Genomic DNA, 21715 nt, shown 5'->3' with positions numbered 1-21715 from the left:
TAAATACCACATAAGATGAATTTCTTATCATTATTTGTTCTCATTCCCCTGCTGATGTTGCTGGGTCTCTGGTTGAGCCGCAACATCTCACAGATACGCACGGTGATGGTGACCGGAGCCTCGGCGTTGCTGGTATTGTCCGTCGCGCTGACCGTGATGTACCTCCAGGCACGTCAGGGAGGCGCCACAGACGAAATGCTGTTCTGCGCCGACATGGTCTGGTATCCGGCACTTAACATACATTATTCGGTGGGTGTAGACGGCATCTCCGTCGTGATGCTGCTGCTTTCTGCCATCATCGTATTTACCGGCACGTTCGCCTCCTGGCGTCTGCAGCCGCTCACGAAAGAATACTTCCTCTGGTTCACCTTCCTTTCGCTGGGTGTATTCGGTTTCTTCATCTCGATCGACTTGTTTACCATGTTCATGTTCTACGAGGTTGCCCTGATTCCGATGTACCTGCTGATTGGTGTATGGGGTTCCGGACACAAGGAATACTCCGCCATGAAGCTGACGCTGATGCTGATGGGCGGTTCGGCTTTCCTGCTCATCGGTATCCTGGGCATCTACTTCGGTTCGGGTGCCACGACGATGAACCTGCTGGAGATTGCCGGCCTGCACAACATCCCCATCGAACAACAGCGCATCTGGTTCCCGCTGACCTTCATCGGTTTCGGCGTATTGGGTGCCTTGTTCCCGTTCCATACATGGAGCCCCGACGGTCATGCCTCGGCGCCTACGGCCGTATCTATGCTGCACGCCGGCGTGCTGATGAAATTAGGAGGCTACGGTTGCTTCCGTATCGCCATGTTCCTGATGCCTGAAGCAGCCAACGAACTGTCTTGGATATTCCTCATCCTGACCGGTATCTCGGTGGTTTACGGTGCCTTCTCGGCTTGCGTACAGACCGACCTGAAGTACATCAACGCCTACTCTTCGGTGTCGCACTGCGGCCTGGTGCTTTTCGCCATCCTGATGATGAACACGACGGCCAGCACGGGTGCCGTGCTCCAGATGCTGTCACACGGACTGATGACGGCCTTGTTCTTCGCCCTCATCGGTATGATTTACGGACGCACCCATACCCGTGACATCCGCGAGTTGAACGGCCTGATGAAAATCATGCCTTTCCTGTCGGTGTGCTACGTCATTGCCGGTCTGGCCAACTTGGGTCTGCCGGGTCTGAGCGGATTTGTGGCCGAAATGACCATCTTTACCGGTTCGTTCCAGCATGCTGACACCTTCCACCGTGTCTGGACCATCCTGGCCACGACATCCATCGTTATCACCGCCGTCTACATCCTGCGTGTAGTAGGCAAGATTCTGTATGGTACCTGCACCAACAAGCACCACCTGGCCTTGACAGATGCCACGTGGGACGAACGCACGGCAGTCATCATCCTCATTGCCTGTGTAGCTGCTCTCGGTCTGGCACCGTGGTGGATCAGCAATATGATTGGCGACAGCGTATTGCCGATAATCAATCATCTGGCAGTAGTTCAATAACCATTAACCCCAACTAATTGTACAAATATGGATTACAGTCAATTCCTACTGATGAGAGATGAGCTTTCGCTGATTGCCGTCATCGTCATTCTCTTCATCGCAGACCTCTTTATGAGTCCTGACAACCACAAGCGCGACGGGAAACCGGTGCTCAACACCTTCCTTCCCATCGCCCTGCTCCTCATACATACCATCATTACCATCGTGCCGGGTCCGGAAGTTTCGGCTTTCGGCGGCATGTACATCAACTCGCCGGTGCAGAGCATCGTGAAATCCATTCTCAGTGTGGGCACGCTCATCGTCTTCCTGATGGCCCATGTATGGATGCGCCGCGAGGAGAACCACATCAAACAGGGTGAGTTCTACGTACTGACGCTCTCCACGCTGCTGGGTATGTATTTCATGATTTCTGCCGGTCACTTCCTGATGTTCTTCATCGGACTGGAAACGGCCAGCATCCCGATGGCTGCCCTGGTAGCTTTCGACAAATACCGCCAACAGTCGGCCGAGGCTGGTGCCAAGTACATCCTGACCGCCATGTTCTCCAGTGCCCTGCTGCTCTTCGGCCTCTCGCTGATATACGGCACGACAGGAACGCTGTATTTTGAGGACATACCCGCCGCCCTCGACGGCAATGCCTTGCAGGTGATGGCTTTCGTGTTCTTCTTCTCGGGCATGGGCTTCAAGATTTCGCTGGTTCCGTTCCACTTGTGGACAGCCGATGTTTATGAAGGTTCGCCCAGCACCGTGACGGCTTATCTGAGCGTCATCTCCAAAGGCTCGGCAGCCTTCGTGCTGATGATTGTCCTCATCAAGGTGTTTGCTCCGATGGTGACAGAATGGCAGACGGTGCTCTACTGGATTATCATCCTGTCCATCACCTTGGCCAACCTGTTTGCCCTGCGCCAGCAGAACCTGCAGCGCCTGATGGCATTCTCCAGCATCTCGCAGGCAGGCTACATCATGCTGGGTGTCATTGCCGGCACGCCGATGGGTATGACTTCGCTGATTTACTACGTACTGATTTACCTGTTCGCCAATTTAGGTGTCTTCACTGTCATCAACATTGTCATGCAGCGTTCGGGCAAGGTGACGCTGACCGACTACAACGGTCTGTACACCACCAACCCGCGTCTGGCTTTCCTGATGACGCTGGCCCTGTTCTCACTGGCAGGTATCCCTCCGTTCGCAGGCTTCTTCTCGAAGTTCTTCATCTTCGCGGCAGCCTTCCACAGCGGCTTCCACCTGCTGGTGTTCATCGCCTTGGTCAACACGGTACTCTCGCTCTACTACTACCTGCGCGTGGTGAAATCCATGTACATCAACAAGAGCGACGAACCGATTGCTGCCTTCCGCAGCGATAACTACACACGGGCCAGCCTGCTCATCTGCACGGCAGGCATCATTGTGTTGAGCATCGCAAGCGTAGTGTACGAGAGCATCGACCAATTTAGTTTTGGCTTGTAAATGGCAATTAATATTATGGACAACTTTGATGCCAGGACGCGTGAGCGTCTTGGCATCTTTTTTTAGCTCTTCCCGTTCACACGACCCACAAACTTGCAACACATTCTTAACACACCTGCAAAACGAACGTACCTCCTTTGTAGCCACGATGTAACACGAAAGCCTCATCTTTGCAACGGAAAAAGAAACAAGCAAAAAAGATGAGTACAAGACTTGATTTGGGAAGGATTCTCTTCCTTATTTTACTGCTCTCCCTTTCCTGCATGGCTGTCATGGCAGGAAATCTCAAAGGCAACATCATTGACAAAGAGACCCGTGAACCGCTGACCGGCGCCACGGTGCAAGTGACTGGAACCACCCAGGGCGCCATAACCGACCTGGACGGCAATTACCAGCTGAATCTGAAGCCGGGAACGTATTCCCTGCAAGTGTCGTACATAGGATATAAGACCGAAACGGTGGAAAACCTCCGGATAGGCGATACAGACATGGTCATGAACTTCGAACTGGCCCCGGACGCCGAGGTACTGGGCGAAGTACAGGTGGTGGCACGCAAGAACCTGGAGGGCGAACGCGCCCTGCAGATGGAACGCCGGAAAGCAACCCTGGCCATCGAGAACTTAGGCGCCAAGGAAATGAGCCTGAAAGGCATCAGCAGCGTGCAGGAAGGTGTGAAGCAAATCACCGGTATCTCCATTGCCGACGCCGGACAGCTCATCGTGCGCGGACTGGGCGACCGCTACAGCACCACCACGCTGAACGGACTGCCCATCGCGTCACCCAACCCGGACAACAAGCTTATCCCCCTCGACCTCTTCCCTTCGAGCACCGTACAGAACATCACCGTCAGCAAGGTGTACGATGCCGCCACCTTTGCCGACTACAGCGGTGCCCACATCGACATCAGCACCAAAGAGAATACCACAGACAACTTCTTCAACGTCAGCTTCAATGCAGGCGGACACTTCAATGCCCTGGGCAAGGACTTCTACCAGATGGACCGCGGCTCGCTCTTCAAGACGCCCTCCATGGACCAGAGCATCTACAACATGAGCTTAGGAGATTTTGAAGACTACGTGCTGCAGAACAACATCTTCCACACCACTTTCGACGTGGAACGTAAAACTGCCCTGCCCGAATTTGGCGGAAACATCGGCGTCGGGCGCAACATCGCCATCGGCAACCAGACACTCAGCCTGCTGGGCTCGTTCAGCCTCAGCAACGAAACGGAAATCCTGAACGATGCTTTCTATAAAACGATGGAGGCCACAGGCAACATACAGAATGACTTCGATTACGACGAATACACCGCCACGCTGAAGATAGCGGCACTCGCCTCGGCAGGCATCACCCTGCGCAAGGAAGACCGCATCGGCTACACCTTCTTCTATGCACGCAACGCCAGCGACTCCTACCAGCGCCGCGAAGGCGTGGACGCCGAAGACCACCGGCTCATCGGCAGCAACGACATCACACACATCTATACCCTGCAGAACCACCAGCTGAACGGGATGCACCACTTCGGCACGCAGTGGGAACTGGCCTGGGGAGGCTCCTACGGCAAAACCGGCAGTGAGGAACCCGACCGCCGCCAGGTGATGTTCCAGAAAGCCGACGACGGTTCACTCAGCCTCTTCAAGCTGAACCGGCAGGAAACCATGCGCTACTACGGTGAACTGAACGAAGACGAATGGGTGGGCAACCTCGCCCTGAAATACAAGTGGAGCGAACAGAACAATGCCCGCATCGGATTCAGCTACAAAGACAAGAACCGCGACTATATGGGTACCCGCTTCTACTACAACGTGAACCGGCTGAACCCCGTCATCGACGACATCTACCAGACCAGCGGCTACCTCAACCAGGAGAACATTGCCAACGGCAACATCGTGGTGGAACGGCGCATGCAGCCCCACGACACCTACCGCGCCGGCATGAACATCTATGCCGCCTATGCGCAGACCGACTTCTACCCGCTGCCTTCCCTCCTGGTCAATGTGGGCCTGCGCTACGAGTATGCCAAGCAGTGGGTGGAATATGCCATAGAGGGCGAAAGCAAGTACCAGCGCCGACGCGACCTGAACAAGCACGACCTCTTCCCCACCGTGAACCTGAAGTACAGCTTCAACGAACGGAACAACCTGCGCTTCTCGCTCTCGCGCACCATCACCCGCCCGTCGTTCATCGAAATGGCTCCGTTCCTCTACCAGGAATCCTATGGCTCGGCACAAATCCGCGGTAACGAAGACTTGCAGAACAGTTACAACTATAACTTTGACCTGCGCTACGAACGCTTCGGCGAGAACGGCGACATGTTCTCCATCACCGGCTACTACAAGCACCTGGACAAGCCCATCGAGCGCATCCAGCGCCTGCAGGGCGGCGCCACCCTGCACTCGTTCCAGAATGCCGACCAGGGCATGGCAGCCGGCATCGAGGCAGAATTCAGGAAACTCCTGTTCAAGGATTTCCGCTTAGGCGCCAACGTATCTTACATGTACACCAACGTGAAGCTGCCCGAAAGCGGTGCCTACACCAACAAGGAACGTTCCCTGCAAGGCGCTTCGCCCATATTGCTCAACGCAGACATCACTTATTCGCCCCGCTTCGGCGAAGAACGTGCCCTGAACCTAGCACTGCTCTACAACTTGCAAGGCAAACGCATACATGCCGTGGGAGTATCGCAACTGGGCGACATCATGCAACAGGCTGTGCACACGCTCAACTTCAACGCCAGTTTCGACCTGAACAGGCATTTCGCCCTGAAGCTGCAGGTCAACGACCTGCTGAACCGCGATGTCCTGTTCAAACAGGATGTGCCCCAAACCGGCGAAACCGTGGAAGTGGAGAGATACCGCAAGGGGACCAGCTTCGAGGTGGGATTCAGCTACAAACTGTAAATTATACTAACTAATAACCATTCATTTAATCAAAAAACTGAGAATTATGAAAACAATGAACAGAACTCTTTTTTCGATGGCCTTTTTGGCAGGCATGACACTTTTTGCTGCATGCAGCGACGATGAAAACGGCAACAACGGCGACAACGGTGACAACAACAATCAGGAAAACCTGCTGACCGGTGAAATCACAGAAGACGTGACCCTGGCCAGCGGACAGACCTACACCCTGAACGGTGTCTATAGAGTGAAAGAAGGCGCCACGCTGAACATCGAACCGGGCGTGACCATCATCGCACAGTATGACGACCAGGTGGACTACATCCTGGTGGAACAGGGCGCACGCATCAATGCAGAAGGCACAGCCTCCAACCCCATCGTGATGACCTCTGACCACGAAGAGCCGGGCGCATGGGGCGGCATACACATCTGCGGCCGCGCACACACCAATGCCGAGGGCGGCACGGGCAGCTCGGAAATCGGCAATGCCACCTACGGCGGCAACGACGATGCCGACAACTCCGGCACACTGCGCTATGTACGTGTGGAATACACGGGCTATGCCTTCGACGAGGAACACGAGGCAAACGGCATCTCCTTCTATGGCGTAGGAAACGGTACGACCGTGGACCACTGCCAGGCCTACAAAGGCTCGGACGATGGTTTTGAGTTCTTCGGCGGTTCGGTCAACGTAAGCAACATGGTGGTGGTAAGCTGCAGCGACGACTCTTTCGACTGGACGGAAGGCTGGAACGGCACCGGCACCAACCTGATGGCCTACCAGGAAGCGGAAAGTACCCTGGGCTATGCCTGCGACTGCCTCATCGAGGCCGACAACAACGGCGACAACAATGCCGCAACACCGGTGGCACACCCCGACCTGAGCAACCTGGTGCTCGTGGGCAACGGTGCCGAAGGCCGTGGCGTGCGTCTGCGTGAAGGTACCGAGGTAAGCATGGACAATGCCCAAATCTGCGGAAAGACCATGCCGCTGACTGTGGAAACTGAGCTGACTGAAAATGCGCTGACCGATGGTACTTCTGTATTGACCAACATCACCATCAGCGCCGACCTGGTGAGCAACGAAGGCATCTACACCAACGACAGCTTCCTGGCAGGCGAAGGCAATACAGTCGATGCCACTTTGAGCTTCGCTTCGCTCGACGATGTCATCAATGCCTGCACCTGGATTGAAGGCAGCTGGGTGAAGGTTGACTAATTTAGCTGACTTATATTTTCCGGGAGGGTGTGCCGAAATAGATATTACCTATTTTGACACACCCTCTTTTCGCACACGCAATTAAGGTGAAATAACAATCCGTAACCTCAGATGCGTCCAATCGTGCATTCAGGCAAAAAATATAAATGAAAAATCGGCATGTTTCACAGCAATATGCTATTATACAGTAGTTTGACAAATTAAAACCTTCCATTTTTTATAAACGGGGAATGACATGATTCCGGACTTTTCTGTGAAAGCAAACCGCTACCTGTTATTTCTTCTCCAAACATCCTTCACGCTTTCACCCTCGTTTAAACCGCTGTATATAAATAAGATATTGTGAAAGATACAGTCTTCACGCATCTTTCACACATCACGCGCGCAAAAGATTCTGCCCCACAGAGCAGACGGTCCGGCAGGTACCAACCCGGTTATTCCTAATAGTTTGAAAGCAACGTGGTCTGCCCGTAGAAGTAAAGTCCTTATCGCTTAGAGAGAGGCTTCCCCTCTATAGGAAGCAAATCATGATGCGTGAACGGTGTGTGAAAGATGCGTGAAGGCTCTATGTTTCACAGCAAATCGTTTATTAACAACAGGTTGAAACCCGGTGAAGGCGTGAAAGCATTTTTCTGAAAAGAACATGGAGGAGGAAGATGAAACATCTGCCGACACAGATTGCCCCGGGTGAAACACAAATTTCCGGCATCAATGACTGATAAAAAACTGAAAGTTCCCCTCAAATACAAGGTTACGGCGCTCAAATGAAGGATTACGATGCTAATATGAAGAGTTACGTCGCTAAAATAGAAAGTTACGCCGCTAATATGAAGGGTTATGGTGCTATATTTTGCGCGGGTTAGAATGGTGCATATCGCCACATTTTTGCTTGCGTTGACAATCTCATAGAGGTTGAACCTCGCACGTCTGACCCTTTCCTGCCCCGCACACTCGGCAACCTCGAAGAGGTTGCCGAGTGCATGCAGGGCAGGAATGTGGAAATGCACAATTCTAACCCGCGCAAAGTATAAAATAAAGGGTTACGCCGCTAATATGAAGGGTTACAAATGGTGTCCTGACCGTATCTTACAACAACCTTACGAAACGCTATGTCTGGTATGCCCAGGATATAATATTGAACTTACAACATCTTACAATGACCTTACAGCATCTTACAATGGCCTTACAGAACCTTACAATTACCTTACAACATCTTACAATGATCTTACAGAGTCTTACAATTGATAGCATATTCAGTTGATTATATGCATCTTACAGAATGGTTATGAATTGTAAGATAAAAAATAGTAGTATCTCTATCATTTTCCCTATTTTTGCATTGTCGAATTAAGAATAGAAACGAAAACGGCAACCTACGAAGGAGCGTTTTCACTGTGAACCATACCGTAATAACAATCAATGGGAAAGGGAGACACCCGGCAGTTGTTTATTTGTTTGGACGCAAATGACAACCGGGTGCTCCGTGACCCACTTAAAAAAGAAAGGAGGTGCACCAAAGGTACGAAAAGTTTTTGATGGGGCAATGCGATTGTCCGTTCCTTTGAAAGGATAAATACAGGAATAATAAAAACAACAATAAAAAAGAAATTATATGCATAAGAAACATTTAATAATGGCCTTGTTTGCCGTAGTTGCAGCAGTGGCAGGATATGGAGTTTATCAAACTCAGGCAAATGAGATTGCTCTGTCGGAAATGACATTGGCTAATGTAGAAGCATTGGCAACAGGAGAAGGACCTACCTCATTGGGTTGCAAACCTTATGATGGGGCTACATGCTATATTTTCGACGGTAATGGCCAATTAGTCGACAAACGCAAAAACCAATACCCTGGTCAATAATGAATCTTCATAATCTTTTACTCATTGGGATGATTCCGCTTGTATTATATTCTTGTCGGAATCACACAGCCGACAAGAGTTTGGCAAAGGATTCCCCGGAATCACGACAAGTCACGGCTTGCGATTCTGTAAATCTGGAAACCTACGGGATACTCTCTCCGCTGTATCTGGCTGCAGGCGATGATTCGCTGTGGATAGCAGGCGAAGGAACTTCGTCGTCCATGCTTTTCTTACTGACGGACCGGGGAGAACTTGTGGCTAAAGGCGTGCATATTGGGAACGGTCCAGGCGAAGTGTTGGAAGTTACTTCACTGCACCGGGTGAGGAACCGGACTTATCTTTATGACGGCAGAGGTGGGAAGGTCTGCGAGGTGCAGCGCAGGGATACCGTGCTCTATGCGGTGCCGCTCGATATGCAGAAACGTCTGTGTGACGATCTGATTCCTTTGTCAGACAATGCCTACCTTGTGCTTCCTGTGACTCAAGCATACAGTTACGCCCTGGCAGATAAAAACGGGAAACTGACCGATTCGCTTTCTTATTATCCTGCCAAGCCGGACGGCGTGTCCGATTTTACCCATGCCTTAGCTTGTGTCGGCACGTTGGCAGTGGAAGAAAACGGAAAACATTTTGCCCGAGCATTGGCTTATGACGGCGGAATAGACTTCTTTGGCGTAGACAATGGGCGCTTGTGCCATATTTCCCGGTATGAACGGTTCGGCATGGATTATGACGTGCTGGATGTCGGCCAACAGGTCCCTACCCTGTCACCTACAACCCGTGTAGGCTTTTCAGATCCGGCTGTCTCCACACGGCGGTATTATGTTCTGTATTCGGAAGAACTGGCTGTTGACAACCCGACGAAGGAAACCTGCACGGTTTGCTCGTTCGACATGGAAGGACGGCCTTTGTGCCTCTATCAGTTGGACCGTAGAATTTCTGCTATGACTGTAATGCCCGACGAAGACTTGTTATTGGCTATCGGACATGCTACAGAGCAAGAAGAATCCGTATATCTGTTTACTTATGATATCAATGAGTAAAGTAGGCGAAAGAAGGAGACACCCGGCAGCTGTTTATTTGTTTGGACGCAAATGACAACCGGGTGCTCCGTGACCCACCTAAAAAAGAAAGGAGGTGCGCCAAAGGTACGAAAAATTTTTGATGGGGCAATGCGATTGATTGCCCAATCTGTTGAGTTACGGAGATACAATAACAAAATTATGAATCGGTATTATTTGTAGTAGAAAGAACACGTAACAACAAACAGAGTGGCATTGACTACAAAGTCGAATAGCGAAGAAAAACGTTCTGACCTGTGCCGGTTTCTGGGGAAGGACGGTGAAATCAAACAACCGGAACTAAAAAAATACAAAATGAAAAAACAAATCAAGATGCTGTTGGCATCCACAGTGGTAGCTGCAGCGGGTTATGGTATTTACACCAGCCAAGCGAGAGAAGTAAACTATGTGTCGGATCTCATCATGGAAAACGTGGAAGCGTTAGCCTCTTATGAAGTAGACCGCCCTGATTGTGAGTACGAAGTAAATGAAGACTGTCAGATGTTCGTAATTTATGCGGACGGGAATTGGGGATTGGATGTTCTTAAGAACCATAGAAAGAAAGACGGTTGGGGATAACAAATCCTGATGACATGGGTGGCTGCCTGCTTTGTTTCAGGTCAGCCACCGTTTGACTGTTTAATAGAAAGATTAAGAAATATGAAATGTTTAAATTGGTGTGTCGGTTGGATTATCGGCTTGCTTTTAGTTACAAGCTGTAGTGATATGGTTCATCAAGTGGGGACTGTGGATTTTAAACAATCTTACGACTTGAGACACAAGGGGAACAACACGGAAATAATGACAGATGGGGGGGCTCTATTTGTGATAGATACCTTGTTGGGGGTGTTTTCTTACAACAGCGAATCACTCTGCACGTTCTATTCCATACCGGACGGAATGAAAGAAATAGGCGGCTACGGCAGTTTCGGAAATGGACCGGGGGAATTTCTTCAACCTTCATTAACTTATGTTTATGGCAGCACTATCGGGTTGAGCGAGGTAAACAAGCATGAACTGGTACGTTTGGATATTTCTTATGAAAACGGGAATTTGTCCGTTTCCGAAAGGAAGCGTTTGAAAACACCTTATAAAATGAAAAAAGGGGAGTTGGTGTTACCGGATTACGAATATTACCGCTTGGATGACAAGCACTACGTTTCTCCGCATCGGGGACTTAATAATGATTTCTATACGTTGCTTGACGATTCCTTGCAGCCTGTTGTCCGGTTTGGCGAACCACCTATTCCGGAGAAGCTCCCACCTTTTGCTGCGTCAAGTCGTTTAGTTGGCCGAATTGTTGCCCATGAGGGAACGATGTTTTACGCGCTCAACAACTTGCCTTATCTGGCCTGTTACCGTTTGGAGTCCGGACAGATGCAGGAACAATGGAGTTTCTATTATAACGAAGCCCATTACGCGGTAAGAAACAATGACCTGCTTTATGACCGGGATAAAACGTTTGGTCGAGTGAAAGATTTGGACACGGATGGGCAGTATGTTTATCTGTTGTACTTAGACCAACTGCTGAGTGAATATGACGGGACGAAGACAGAGAAATCATTGGCCAACAAGATACTGGTATTTGACTATGAAGGAAACGGAGTGGCCGTCTTGAATCTGGATTGTCGGCTTAGTAATATGGCATTATCCAAGGACAGCCGCACACTGTATGGCATCGCAAACCTGCCGGAACCTACGATTGTGGAATTTGACATGCCGGAAGGTTTGAGATGAGAAAATTGTATTTTTATAAATCCAACCGGTTATGAAAAAAAACATTTTCCATTTTGTGCATGCCTCCAAGTTGGCACTTTCCTTTTCAGCATTCATCCTGTTTTCTTGTACGGGTGGAGAGAAAGCCAAGGACGTTCAAGACTATCCATCCACCCCTTTGGAGTTTGTGAACATCTTCCACCCTGCTGAACATGAAGAGTCGGAACCTTTTATTGGCATGCCACACCAGATTGCCGTTGTGGACAGCATATTGATATGTGCAGACGAAATAGACGGGATGGCGCTTCTGCTTTATAATTTGAACAATGGTTCTTACCGTCGGGTGCTACGCATGGGTCCCGGACCTGATGACATACAAAGTACACCACTTGATATCAGCGTGTCGCACTCTGATAAGCGCATCATCATTCTCCAACGTAGGACCGGTGAATTGAGGTCATACTATTTGCAGGATTTATGGAATGATTCTATAAAGACACCTCGGAGACTCAAGGATAAATTTGGAGGAGACCGTGCCTCATGCACGTCCGAAGGCTATGTACTCTCCGGGCATTATCAGGATGGCATCCTGCACTTCTATAAGGAAAGCGGGGAAATGACTGATTCTATTGACTTGCATCCGGAGTGGCCCCAGGACCCTATCGGAAAGTACCGTTTATTACAAGGTCATATCGCCTTCAACGAAAGCAGCGGCTATGTGATGTATGCTCCAATTTTTGCCTCAGATTTCCTATGCTTCGGGCTTGAAAACGGCCATTGGAAAGAGGTTAGTTCTTTCACTCTGGGTGATAAAAGAATCGAACAAAGGGGAATGGAAGGTAATTGGGAACTTAAAAAGGATGATATCCATCGCAGCATCGATGCCTGCGCATCCGACCAATACTTTTACATTCTATATGAAGGGCGTGCGTTCTCTGTTACCCAAGAAGGAAGAGTCGGAGAAGAACTGGTCAAAGGCAATCATATTTATGTAATACGCTTTACAGCCAAGGGAGAATTGGACACAGTTTACGAGGTGGATCCCACCATCCTGAATATTTGTGTAACTGCCGACGATTCGTGCCTATATGCTATTCTACGCGGCAAGGATGGAGAATATACGGTAGGCAAGGCTCTTTTAAAGTAAGAGAGGAAGGGGGGAAAACGATTTTTAATTCGTATGAGATGAGAAGATTCTATCCTTATGTATTGTTGTCAGTGGCATTGGCATTCACTGCCTGCCACTCCAACTCAAGAGAAGATCAGTATGAATTGGTGAATGCTTGGGTAGGCAAGGAAATCACTTTTCCGGAAAAGATGGTGTTTATCGATTATGAAGGAGACACGGTGGATCTTGATTACCGGAATCAGCCTAAAATCCTCGTCTATGTCGATTCCGTGGGGTGCATCAGCTGCAAGTTGAAATTACCGGAATGGAATGCCTTTATCCAGACGGTCGATTCTGTGGCATCTTCTCCCTATGCTTATCTGTTTGTTTTCGGCACCCCGAAAGAGAAAGACGTCTATCGAACCATACGCATGTCCCATTTCAGGCATCCCGTTTGTATGGATCCAGGCGACTCCCTCAACTCATTGAATGGATTCCCTACCGATATGTCGCTACAAACTTTTTTATTGGACAAAGACAACAAAGTACTCGCCATAGGCAGTCCTGTTCTTAACCCCAAAGTGAAAGAGCTGTACCTGAGAATCATCCGTGGCAAGCCTTTGAACGTTGACGAAACCGAGAAAGCGGTACAGACCACCGTTTCCATCCCATCCACAGAAATTTCGATGGGTGACTTCCCCTGGCAGGAAGAACAGACTGCAGTCTTTACACTGAAGAACACGGGCGACAAGCCCTTGGTGATTCAGGACGCGGTGACCTCGTGCGGCTGTCTGCACGTGAGTTTCACGCAACAGCCGGTACTCCCGGGCAACGAGGCTGAGGTGCACGCCACCTACAAAGCCGACAATCCCGGCTACTTCAACAAAAGCATCACGGTGTACACCAATGCAGGGGATGCACCGATGAAACTGCGGGTGCGGGGCAATGCGGTAAGATGAAAGTAGGCAATAGACAATTAGTAGACAAACGCAAAAATCAATACCCTGGTCAATAATGAATCTTCATAATCTTTTACTCATTGGGATGATTCCGCTTGTATTATATTCCTGTCGGAATCACACAGCCGACAAGAGTTTGGCAAAGGATTTCCCGGAATCACGACAAGTCACGGCTTGCGATTCTGTAAATCTGGAAACTTACGGGGTACTCTCTCCGCTATATCTGGCTGCAGGCGATGATTCGCTGTGGATAGCAGGCGAAGGAAACCTGCACGGTTTGCTCGTTCGACATGGAAGGACGGCCTTTGTGCCTCTATCAGTTGGACCGTAGAATTTCTGCTATGACTGTAATGCCCGACGATGACTTGTTATTGGCTATCGGACATGCTACAGGGCAAGAAGAATCCGTATATCTGTTTACTTATGATAAGTAAATGTGCAAAATTAATTACTTATTGCTTATGAGCTACTTGCTATCAAGAGGTACCGGCATTCATTTCCTGTCGGCAAAATCAATCTTCATCATCTTTTGGATAAGCATCATTGTCTGTGGAATGGTTTCGTGCGGCCGGGCAGACGATAGCCAACTGGAGCAGGCCTTGGAGCGGGCGGGTGACAACCGTGCGGAACTGGAACAGGTGTTGAAGCATTATGCCGGTGAACCTGAAAAGTTGGAGGCTGCCAGTTTCCTGATACGGAACATGATGTATCACTTCTCCATCGAAGACTACTTTGTCCATACAGGTACGGGCGAACATTATTATCCGGACATTACCCACTTTGCGGATCAAGAAGACGTAAGTCGCCATTGCGATTCCCTGCGCGCCAGTGGTTGGAGCATCCGGCAAGAGAAACAGTGGGATTTGAATACGGTGCGTGCCGATTTCCTGATTCGGAATATCGACCTTGCCTTCGAGGTGAAAAAGAAACCTTGGGCAAAGGAAGTGACGTGGGCGGACTTTTGCCGCTACGTGTTGCCCTACCGGGTGCAGAACGAACCCCTGACCGGTTTGCGGGAAGAACTGATGCGGAAGTATGTGCCGCTGCTGGACTCTGCCCGCGTACAGCATCCGTTGGATGCCTGCCGCCTGCTGAACGACTGCCTGCATGGAGAGATTACTTATCGAGAGACCGGCAATCCGCTACGGCCCACCATTGAGGAAACGTATCGGGCAGGTATCGGGACGTGTGAGGCGTTGTGCAACTATGTCACCTTAGTGATGCGGGCAGCGGGTATCCCGGTGGCGGTGCGTCGTACCACCTGGACACGCATGGCGCGGGGACATGTCTGGTGTGCTGTCCGGCAGGATGGAAAGTCTTGCGACTTCGGACCAGGCGAGATGCCGTTCGGTGCATACAGGCACCGGCTGGCAACGGTACGTTACCTGCAGCCAGCCAAGATGTATCAACTGCATTTTGATGCTGACTTGTCCGGCTTCCCGGTCGATGATGACGGCTATGTGACCGTATTGAAGAATCCCCTTTTCAGCGATGTGACAGATGAGGGGGAATTGCCTGTATATGACTTGTATATCCCAGTAAGCCATAAGGAGGCAAGCTCCGGAAGATTGGCTTATCTGTGTGCTTATAATGCAGGCAAGTGGCTGCCGGTCGCTATGGGGCGATGCGAGGGAGACACTTGCCGCTTCACCAACGTGGCAGGCAGAAATTTCTTTTTGCTGGCAGTAGCGGAAGGTAAGCATCGGCTGAGGTATGTCGGAGCCCCTTTTCTGACCCGCGGTGACGGCACCTATCATCGTTTGTTGGAAGATGCCGGGCAGCCTGTTTGCCAGATTTTCCGACGGGAAACCGATGGATCTCCTTATTCGCTTTATTATTGGGACAGCGGAGAGGGAACTTTCAGGTTTCTGCCCTACCGGTCACTGACCGATTCCACACAGGAGTATGACAACATTCCCCGGAATGCCCTGCTGTGGTATGTGCATGAAAAGACTGTCCAAGACGACCGCATCGGGATGATTGTGGAGGGGACATTCAAAAAGAGTAATGAGTTTTGATGAGGAAGGTTCCATTTGTGTTGAAGCTACCGTTTCAGATGAAGACACTTATCCATTGGGCTGCAGTGGTGGGCCGTACCTGGCGGGGGTGGGAGTCGGTAGATGCAGTTGGAAGACAGCTGCTTGATGAAATTCCGGAGGAAGCCGGGAACAAGGCTTCGACCTAATTTTTTATTCTGCCGAGGCAAAATCCGGATTTTTTATCTAAATTTGCGAAGTGTAACGGGGATGCGGCGCACCATGCCGCATTCTACAAAAAAACTTATATGAAACGACTGGTTTGCTGGCTATTGCCAGCTGTGTTTTGCATGTCCTGCGGAGAAAGCAGGCAACCGGAAACGTCTGTGCTGACGGTCGATGATGACACCAGCTTTCCGAAACGTGAAATCTGTTTACAAGACATTGCTGAAGTGGAATATGTTCCGCTGATGACTTCCGACTCGGTATTGCTTGGAGACATGCTTCCCGAATCCGTGTCCGATGAAGGCATTGCGGTGAAGGGCAGCCAATTCAAAGACATTTACCTGTTCGATCGTACGGGACAGCAGTTGCAGGGATACATCAACCGCTGCGGACAAGGGCCGGAGGAGTACACTTCAATCGTATCTTGCATAATGGACTGGCAGCGGCGCGAAGTGTTCATTGCCGACTTTACCTCTCTGAAAGTTTATGGCTTTGACGGAACTTACCGACGTACGCTGCTGCGCGATGCGGACATGACGGCACTGATTTTGCACGACTTGGACTCCCGCCACTTACTTTGCGCCCGCGAACAGAAAGATGCTACGCAGCCTTATCGCCCTTATTTCAGACTCTCCAAGGAAGACGGCAAAGCAGATACACTGACCGTGACAGTTCCCCGCTTCCTGGCAAGCAACCGGAAAGTGCTGTGGGACGATGGAAGCATGAACATGGCCTATGGCTTCATGCCATTGCTGTCCGGGTGTGAAGACAGGGTATGGTTGACTGCTGTGGCACTGGACACCGTTTTCCGACTTCATCCCGACCAAAGGACCGAACCTGTACTCGTTCCCCGCCATGCTCCGACAACGGATGATGAAACGCCGCTGTTGTATTTTCGAGGCATGAGTGACCGCTTTGTCTGGCTCAGTTGGACACCGCGTAATGTGACTGTCCGCATGAGCGACATGCAGGCCGGGATGAGGGAGAGAAATCCGGTGTATATGTATGACCGGAACAGTAGGACGTGGTGTGAGCCGGTCTACCGCAACCGGGACCTGGCTACCGATACGCAGGACGTTTCATACATTGACCTGTCTTCCGTGCCTTATGGCTATGCTTTGGTCCTGCTCAACCCAGCAAACTTGGTGGAGGCCTACCGCAACGGAGATATTGTAGGCGAGAAACTGAAACAGATCGCTGCAACCCTTGCGGAAGACGACAATCCGGTGCTGATGCTTCTTAAAATGAAAAACTGATTGAATGAAGTTACCAATGAGAGTTTTTACAAAAGGAATCATGAACTATTTGACTAAAATAGGTGTGGGGGCGGCAAGCTGCTGCTGTTTATCTGCCTGTGGCGGTGCTTTCCGCGGAGATGTCAGATTCACGGAAGCGGATATAGCCTCGTTGCATTTGGATTCGACCCAAGTCTTACCGGCAATCGATTCGGCTGTAGTACGCGTCAATTTGAATCCGTTTTTGGGAAACCGGGAATTTGATTTCGGCAGTCTGGTGAATTCCATGCGCCTCATCCCTTTGGAAACGAACGACAACAGTTTAGTAGCCAATATCTATAAAGTCCTGTTGACCGACAAGTATATCTACATCCATGATGATTTCAAGAGAGGCGGTCTCATTATCTTTACAGCCGATGGCAAATTTGTACGGAGAATCTCGCATGGAGGAGGACCGGGTGAACTTTATCGTCTGTATGATATTGATTTTGACCGCGAAAATCAGTACCTGCTGGCTTACCAGCATCCGTACCTGATGTATTATACACCAGACGGCCAATACCTGCGCCAGAAGAAACTGCCGTTCGGCTTCTATAATTTCTGCGCCATACCCGGCGGCTATGCCTTTAAGACTATGGACGGATACGGGAACGAACATCTGGGTACGAAAAAGGATTATACGTTGCTGGTGACGGACACGACCTTCCGGTTGAAACAGGCGGCACTCCCCTCTCCCAGGCTGGTAGGTTTCGGAGGGTATCACTATCTGTATAAAACGTCGGAGGTGCAGGTGACGGCCAAATTCTGCGACACAGTGTACACATACAAACCCTTGCGCGGAGAGTTGGAAGCAGCTTATGCGCTGGACTATTCGGACAAGAAGCTGCCGTATTCCTATTGTTTGGATACAAACAGCAACAAGTTCATGGATGCAATTACCCAAAACGATTATTACTATTTTGTCGGTGAATACTTAGAAAACAATACGCACCAGGTGTTTTTCCTGCGTAACGACTATCGGAATCAGCGTACAGTGATTTACCGTGACAAGCGTACCGGCGAGATGACCGGCGGCTCGAATGCCAACTTTGACAAAAACGTAATCCCACCCATTGCTTTTCCGACAGCTGTATATGGAGATTGTTTTGTCTCACTACATTATCCGAATCCGAATGATTCGTGTCTGCAGGCCAGCCCTTTGCTTTCGGCAGAAGAGAAACGCGCCCTCTTGCAACTGCAGGAAGATGACAATCCCGTATTGGTGTCGTTCGCGCTGAAAACAATAAAAGACGACGAATAGGGTTGCTGTTAGAAAATAAAGAATTGAACATTGAAAGTCGGGGATGAAGAAATGGATTGTCATAGCGATAGGTGGACTGGCAACAGCACTGCTGCTGAGCCTGGTATGTGCCTCTGACAACCATTTGCCTGCCGGAGAGACAGTGGGACAATGGTGGTGGTTCGACCGCTCTGCCTTGTGCGCAGCGATGTGCATCGTCGTAGGAACCGTGCTATTCCGGAAAACAGCTTGTCCGGACTTCTCTGCTGCCGTGTCTTGGTCATTGATAGGCTGGGCTGTGGTACAGGCAGTCATGGGCCTGCGTCAACTGTATGGTTTCTCGGCATCGGGACATGCCCTATATGCACTGACAGGCAGTTTCTTCAACCCCGGCCCCTACTCCGGCTATTTGGGTATGGTTCTGCCGGTATGCCTGCACGAATACCTGAGACTGAAAACACCGGTTCGCTACGTAGCAGGTGGAGCCGCTCTGCTGATGTTGTGCGTGCTGCCTGCCGCCATGAGCCGCTCGGCATGGCTGGCAGCCGGTGTGTCGTGCCTGTGGGTATATGGTTGCCATGCAGGCTGGGGGCAGCGGTTGCAGCAGGCGTGGCAGACGAAACGGAACAAAGTGCTGGCTGTGGCGGGAATATCCATCTGCGTGGTGTGTCTGGCAGGCGCGGGACTGTTCTGGCTAAAGCCGGATTCTGCCAGGGGCCGTCTCTTTATGTGGCGGATGACCGGACGGGCAATCTGCGAAAAGCCTTGGACCGGACACGGAACCGGCAATTTTGCCGCGGCCTACGGCAAGGCGCAGGAAACCTACTTTGCGGCAGGAGACTATGAAGCATGGGAAGAGCGCGTGGCGGGCAGTCCGGAATATGCGTTCAACGAATACCTGCAGGCCACGGTGGAATATGGCATACCAACGACCCTGCTGTTGCTGGCAGGAGTGACAGTATGCTGGCAGGCCGGACGGAAGAAAAAACGTTACGGGTGCTGTGGTGCCCTGCTGTCGCTGGGTATCTTCGCCTTCTCTTCCTATCCGTTGCAATTGCCGGTGTTTGTGGTGACGGGCTGCTGCCTCTTGGCGGCAAGCGTGACAGGCAACAGCCGGAAAGGATGGATAGCGGTGGCAGTGCTGACAGGAGGCATCGGTATCGGGCAGTTTGCAGCAGACCGGGAAGCCGTAAAGGCATGCAAAGAGTGGATGAATGCCCGCCTGTTATACCAAAATGGTGCCTATGACAGCGCCGGAAAGGCATACAGGCAATTGTATCCGGTGCTGAAAGACCGGGCAGCGTTTCTGTTTGAATACGGGCACGGACTGCACCGTCAAGAGAAATACTCGGAATCCAACCAGATATTGGAAGAAGCTGCATTGCACAGTTGCGACCCGATGATATGGAACATCATGGGAAAGAATTACCAGGCTTTGGGTGACGGAACACGCGCGGAGACTTATTTCCTGCATGCCGTACATTTGTTGCCCGGACGGATTTATCCTTATTATCTCTTGGCCAAGCTTTATGCCTCCGCAACATACCGGAACCCGGAGAAGCTAAAGGAAATGAAACACATCGTACTGACCAAAGAACCCAAGGTGAACTCCACAGCTATCCGGCAAATGCGTGAAGAGGTGAATCGCTTAGAATAGACAAACGGCAAGAATGAGTTTTATGTTTCGTGCCGGATAACCCTGTATTTTCCCCCCAAGATAAGTAAGAATACCGATAAGCCCGCAATGCCAGGCAGCCCCCTCTAAATGCTTATACGATAGAAGCAAATTCCTTATAGCTAAGAAGGCGGCTCCGTAGCGCTCGGCAGTATCCTTCTTATCGCTTGGAACAAACAGGCTGATATTCTGAAAGCAACAAAAAGAATGGGGAGGCGCTGTCTTTTACAATAAATAACACATATATGCCATCTCCTCCTTTATCCCCCTATATGATGAGAACTAAAATTAATGATATTAACGAATTACCAATTTAAAGTTTTTAACAGAGCCAATATAGCAATTCTCATTTTTATTTCCTTACTTTGTCACATATTTCCAAAAAGAAAAAAAACAGCCATGAAGAAAAAACATAAGCACCACGATATGTTTATAAGAAAGAATCCGAAAAGACTCTGCCAATGGTTTTGTGTGGCATTGGCAGTGCTGACCGTAGCCTGCTCTGAAAGCAAAACAGACACCGTCGGCGAAGAAGAAGGGGTAAACACCGTACTGCCTGATGAACAAAACGAAGTGACCGTGCAAGTGCTGGAACGCAAAGACTTTGAACACGAACTGGTAAGTAACGGCAAACTGACCGCAGGCCAGCAGGCAAACCTGAAGTTTGAAACACAAGGAGTAGTGGCCGCTGTCTATGTAAAGAACGGCCAATTGGTACGTAAAGGGCAAAAGCTGGCCGAACTGGACAAATACAGCCTGACACGCAAAACCATACAGGCACGCGACGCCATGGAAGAAGCACGGCTGCAAATGCAGGATGTGCTGATAGGACAAGGATATGCCGCAGGCGATACAACCCACGCACCGGCCGACATCGTGCGCCTGGCACGGGTAAAGAGCGGATACGACCGCAGTGTGGCCGACTATGAACTGGCCAAACGCGAAGAAGAAAACGCCACTCTGAAAGCTCCGTTCGATGGCGTAATAGCCAACTTGTTCAGCAAACCATTCAATGAGCCAGATTCTTCCGAGCCGTTCTGCACGGTGGTAGGTACACAAGGCATGGAGGCAGACTTCACGGTACTGGAAAACGAATTGCCTTTGATTAAGGCGGGTGACCGGGTGGAAGTCACCCCTTATTCGGATGCTACCTCGCATTATACGGGACGCATCAGCGAAATCAATCCGCTGGTAGACGACAAAGGGATGGTGCGCGTCAAGGCTATAGTCAACGGCCAAGGCAAACTGTTCAGCGGCATGAATGTCCGGATAAGCGTACACCGTTCTTTGGGCAAGCAACTGGTTATTCCTAAAAGTGCCGTGGTACTACGGTCGGGCAAACAGGTGGTCTTCACCCTGCAAGACGGCAAAGCTATGTGGCACTACGTTCAAACCGGATTGGAAAATTCCGACAGCTACAGCCTGGTAGAAACCGCAGACGGACTGAAAGAAGGTGACGTAGTGATTGTGACAGGCAACGTAAACCTGGCCCATGAAGCACCAGTCAAAGTAATCGAGAATTGAGCAT

The 21715-nt window shown here is 50.4% G+C and carries 16 protein-coding genes; all 16 read left to right on the top strand.

What is annotated here, in order from left to right:
- Window positions 1-15: 15 nt before the first annotated feature.
- The 16 genes from B5F34_RS05270 (at window position 16) to B5F34_RS05200 (ending at window position 21711) form a co-directional block, all read left to right on the top strand.
- Entirely contained in the window at window positions 16-1506 is a 1491-nt protein-coding gene (locus B5F34_RS05270) for an NADH-quinone oxidoreductase subunit M (protein WP_087335811.1), read from the top strand.
- 27 nt (window positions 1507-1533) lie between these two features.
- A complete protein-coding gene (locus tag B5F34_RS05265; RefSeq protein ID WP_087335809.1) occupies window positions 1534-2973 on the top strand; it encodes an NADH-quinone oxidoreductase subunit N in 1440 nt (479 codons plus the stop codon).
- A 200-nt stretch (window positions 2974-3173) separates the two neighbouring features.
- The gene (locus B5F34_RS05260) at window positions 3174-5873 is read left to right on the top strand and encodes a TonB-dependent receptor (protein ID WP_087335808.1); all 2700 of its coding nucleotides are present in this window, start codon (window positions 3174-3176) and stop codon (window positions 5871-5873) included.
- A 46-nt stretch (window positions 5874-5919) separates the two neighbouring features.
- Window positions 5920-7092, top strand: coding sequence for a hypothetical protein (locus B5F34_RS05255; protein ID WP_087335805.1), 1173 nt, complete (start codon window positions 5920-5922; stop codon window positions 7090-7092).
- A gap of 1612 nt (window positions 7093-8704) precedes the next feature.
- Window positions 8705-8953 (top strand): NVEALA domain-containing protein, encoded by a 249-nt coding sequence (locus tag B5F34_RS05250; protein WP_239448814.1) that lies wholly within the window; start codon window positions 8705-8707, stop codon window positions 8951-8953.
- 80 nt (window positions 8954-9033) lie between these two features.
- On the top strand, window positions 9034-9996 hold the full coding sequence (locus tag B5F34_RS05245; RefSeq protein ID WP_162609292.1) for a BF3164 family lipoprotein: 963 nt from the start codon (window positions 9034-9036) through the stop codon (window positions 9994-9996).
- A gap of 228 nt (window positions 9997-10224) precedes the next feature.
- Entirely contained in the window at window positions 10225-10593 is a 369-nt protein-coding gene (locus tag B5F34_RS05240; protein WP_239448813.1) for an NVEALA domain-containing protein, read from the top strand.
- A gap of 81 nt (window positions 10594-10674) precedes the next feature.
- Window positions 10675-11751, top strand: coding sequence for a hypothetical protein (locus tag B5F34_RS05235; protein WP_140392962.1), 1077 nt, complete (start codon window positions 10675-10677; stop codon window positions 11749-11751).
- A 31-nt stretch (window positions 11752-11782) separates the two neighbouring features.
- Window positions 11783-12877 (top strand): 6-bladed beta-propeller, encoded by a 1095-nt coding sequence (locus B5F34_RS05230; RefSeq protein WP_087335797.1) that lies wholly within the window; start codon window positions 11783-11785, stop codon window positions 12875-12877.
- A gap of 38 nt (window positions 12878-12915) precedes the next feature.
- Window positions 12916-13797 (top strand): DUF1573 domain-containing protein, encoded by an 882-nt coding sequence (locus B5F34_RS05225; RefSeq protein WP_087335795.1) that lies wholly within the window; start codon window positions 12916-12918, stop codon window positions 13795-13797.
- Between the two features lie 461 nt (window positions 13798-14258).
- A complete protein-coding gene (locus B5F34_RS05220; protein WP_140392961.1) occupies window positions 14259-15815 on the top strand; it encodes a transglutaminase domain-containing protein in 1557 nt (518 codons plus the stop codon).
- 38 nt (window positions 15816-15853) lie between these two features.
- Window positions 15854-15982, top strand: coding sequence for a hypothetical protein (locus B5F34_RS18050; protein WP_255376948.1), 129 nt, complete (start codon window positions 15854-15856; stop codon window positions 15980-15982).
- Between the two features lie 99 nt (window positions 15983-16081).
- The gene (locus B5F34_RS05215) at window positions 16082-17254 is read left to right on the top strand and encodes a 6-bladed beta-propeller (RefSeq protein WP_087335791.1); all 1173 of its coding nucleotides are present in this window, start codon (window positions 16082-16084) and stop codon (window positions 17252-17254) included.
- Window positions 17255-17294: 40 nt separating this feature from the next.
- The gene (locus B5F34_RS05210; protein WP_162609291.1) at window positions 17295-18533 is read left to right on the top strand and encodes a 6-bladed beta-propeller; all 1239 of its coding nucleotides are present in this window, start codon (window positions 17295-17297) and stop codon (window positions 18531-18533) included.
- Between the two features lie 43 nt (window positions 18534-18576).
- The gene (locus B5F34_RS05205) at window positions 18577-20169 is read left to right on the top strand and encodes an O-antigen ligase family protein (protein ID WP_087335787.1); all 1593 of its coding nucleotides are present in this window, start codon (window positions 18577-18579) and stop codon (window positions 20167-20169) included.
- 444 nt (window positions 20170-20613) lie between these two features.
- Window positions 20614-21711, top strand: coding sequence for an efflux RND transporter periplasmic adaptor subunit (locus B5F34_RS05200; RefSeq protein ID WP_087335906.1), 1098 nt, complete (start codon window positions 20614-20616; stop codon window positions 21709-21711).
- Window positions 21712-21715: the final 4 nt, after the last annotated feature.

The organism is Mediterranea sp. An20 (assembly GCF_002160055.1).
Lineage (GTDB): Bacteria > Bacteroidota > Bacteroidia > Bacteroidales > Bacteroidaceae > Bacteroides > Bacteroides avicola.
This window is presented reverse-complemented; position numbering and strand designations above follow the sequence as displayed.

Bases quoted from the DNA above. Each gene is read 5' to 3' on its own strand.
- B5F34_RS05270 (WP_087335811.1), top strand. From the start codon at position 16: ATGAATTTCTTATCATTATTTGTTCTCATTCCCCTGCTGATGTTGCTG.
- B5F34_RS05265 (WP_087335809.1), top strand. From the start codon at position 1,534: ATGGATTACAGTCAATTCCTACTGATGAGAGATGAGCTTTCGCTGATT.
- B5F34_RS05260 (WP_087335808.1), top strand. From the start codon at position 3,174: ATGAGTACAAGACTTGATTTGGGAAGGATTCTCTTCCTTATTTTACTG.
- B5F34_RS05255 (WP_087335805.1), top strand. From the start codon at position 5,920: ATGAAAACAATGAACAGAACTCTTTTTTCGATGGCCTTTTTGGCAGGC.
- B5F34_RS05250 (WP_239448814.1), top strand. From the start codon at position 8,705: ATGCATAAGAAACATTTAATAATGGCCTTGTTTGCCGTAGTTGCAGCA.
- B5F34_RS05235 (WP_140392962.1), top strand. From the start codon at position 10,675: ATGAAATGTTTAAATTGGTGTGTCGGTTGGATTATCGGCTTGCTTTTA.
- B5F34_RS05230 (WP_087335797.1), top strand. From the start codon at position 11,783: ATGAAAAAAAACATTTTCCATTTTGTGCATGCCTCCAAGTTGGCACTT.
- B5F34_RS05225 (WP_087335795.1), top strand. From the start codon at position 12,916: ATGAGAAGATTCTATCCTTATGTATTGTTGTCAGTGGCATTGGCATTC.
- B5F34_RS05220 (WP_140392961.1), top strand. From the start codon at position 14,259: ATGAGCTACTTGCTATCAAGAGGTACCGGCATTCATTTCCTGTCGGCA.
- B5F34_RS18050 (WP_255376948.1), top strand. From the start codon at position 15,854: ATGAAGACACTTATCCATTGGGCTGCAGTGGTGGGCCGTACCTGGCGG.
- B5F34_RS05215 (WP_087335791.1), top strand. From the start codon at position 16,082: ATGAAACGACTGGTTTGCTGGCTATTGCCAGCTGTGTTTTGCATGTCC.
- B5F34_RS05210 (WP_162609291.1), top strand. From the start codon at position 17,295: ATGAACTATTTGACTAAAATAGGTGTGGGGGCGGCAAGCTGCTGCTGT.
- B5F34_RS05205 (WP_087335787.1), top strand. From the start codon at position 18,577: ATGAAGAAATGGATTGTCATAGCGATAGGTGGACTGGCAACAGCACTG.
- B5F34_RS05200 (WP_087335906.1), top strand. From the start codon at position 20,614: ATGTTTATAAGAAAGAATCCGAAAAGACTCTGCCAATGGTTTTGTGTG.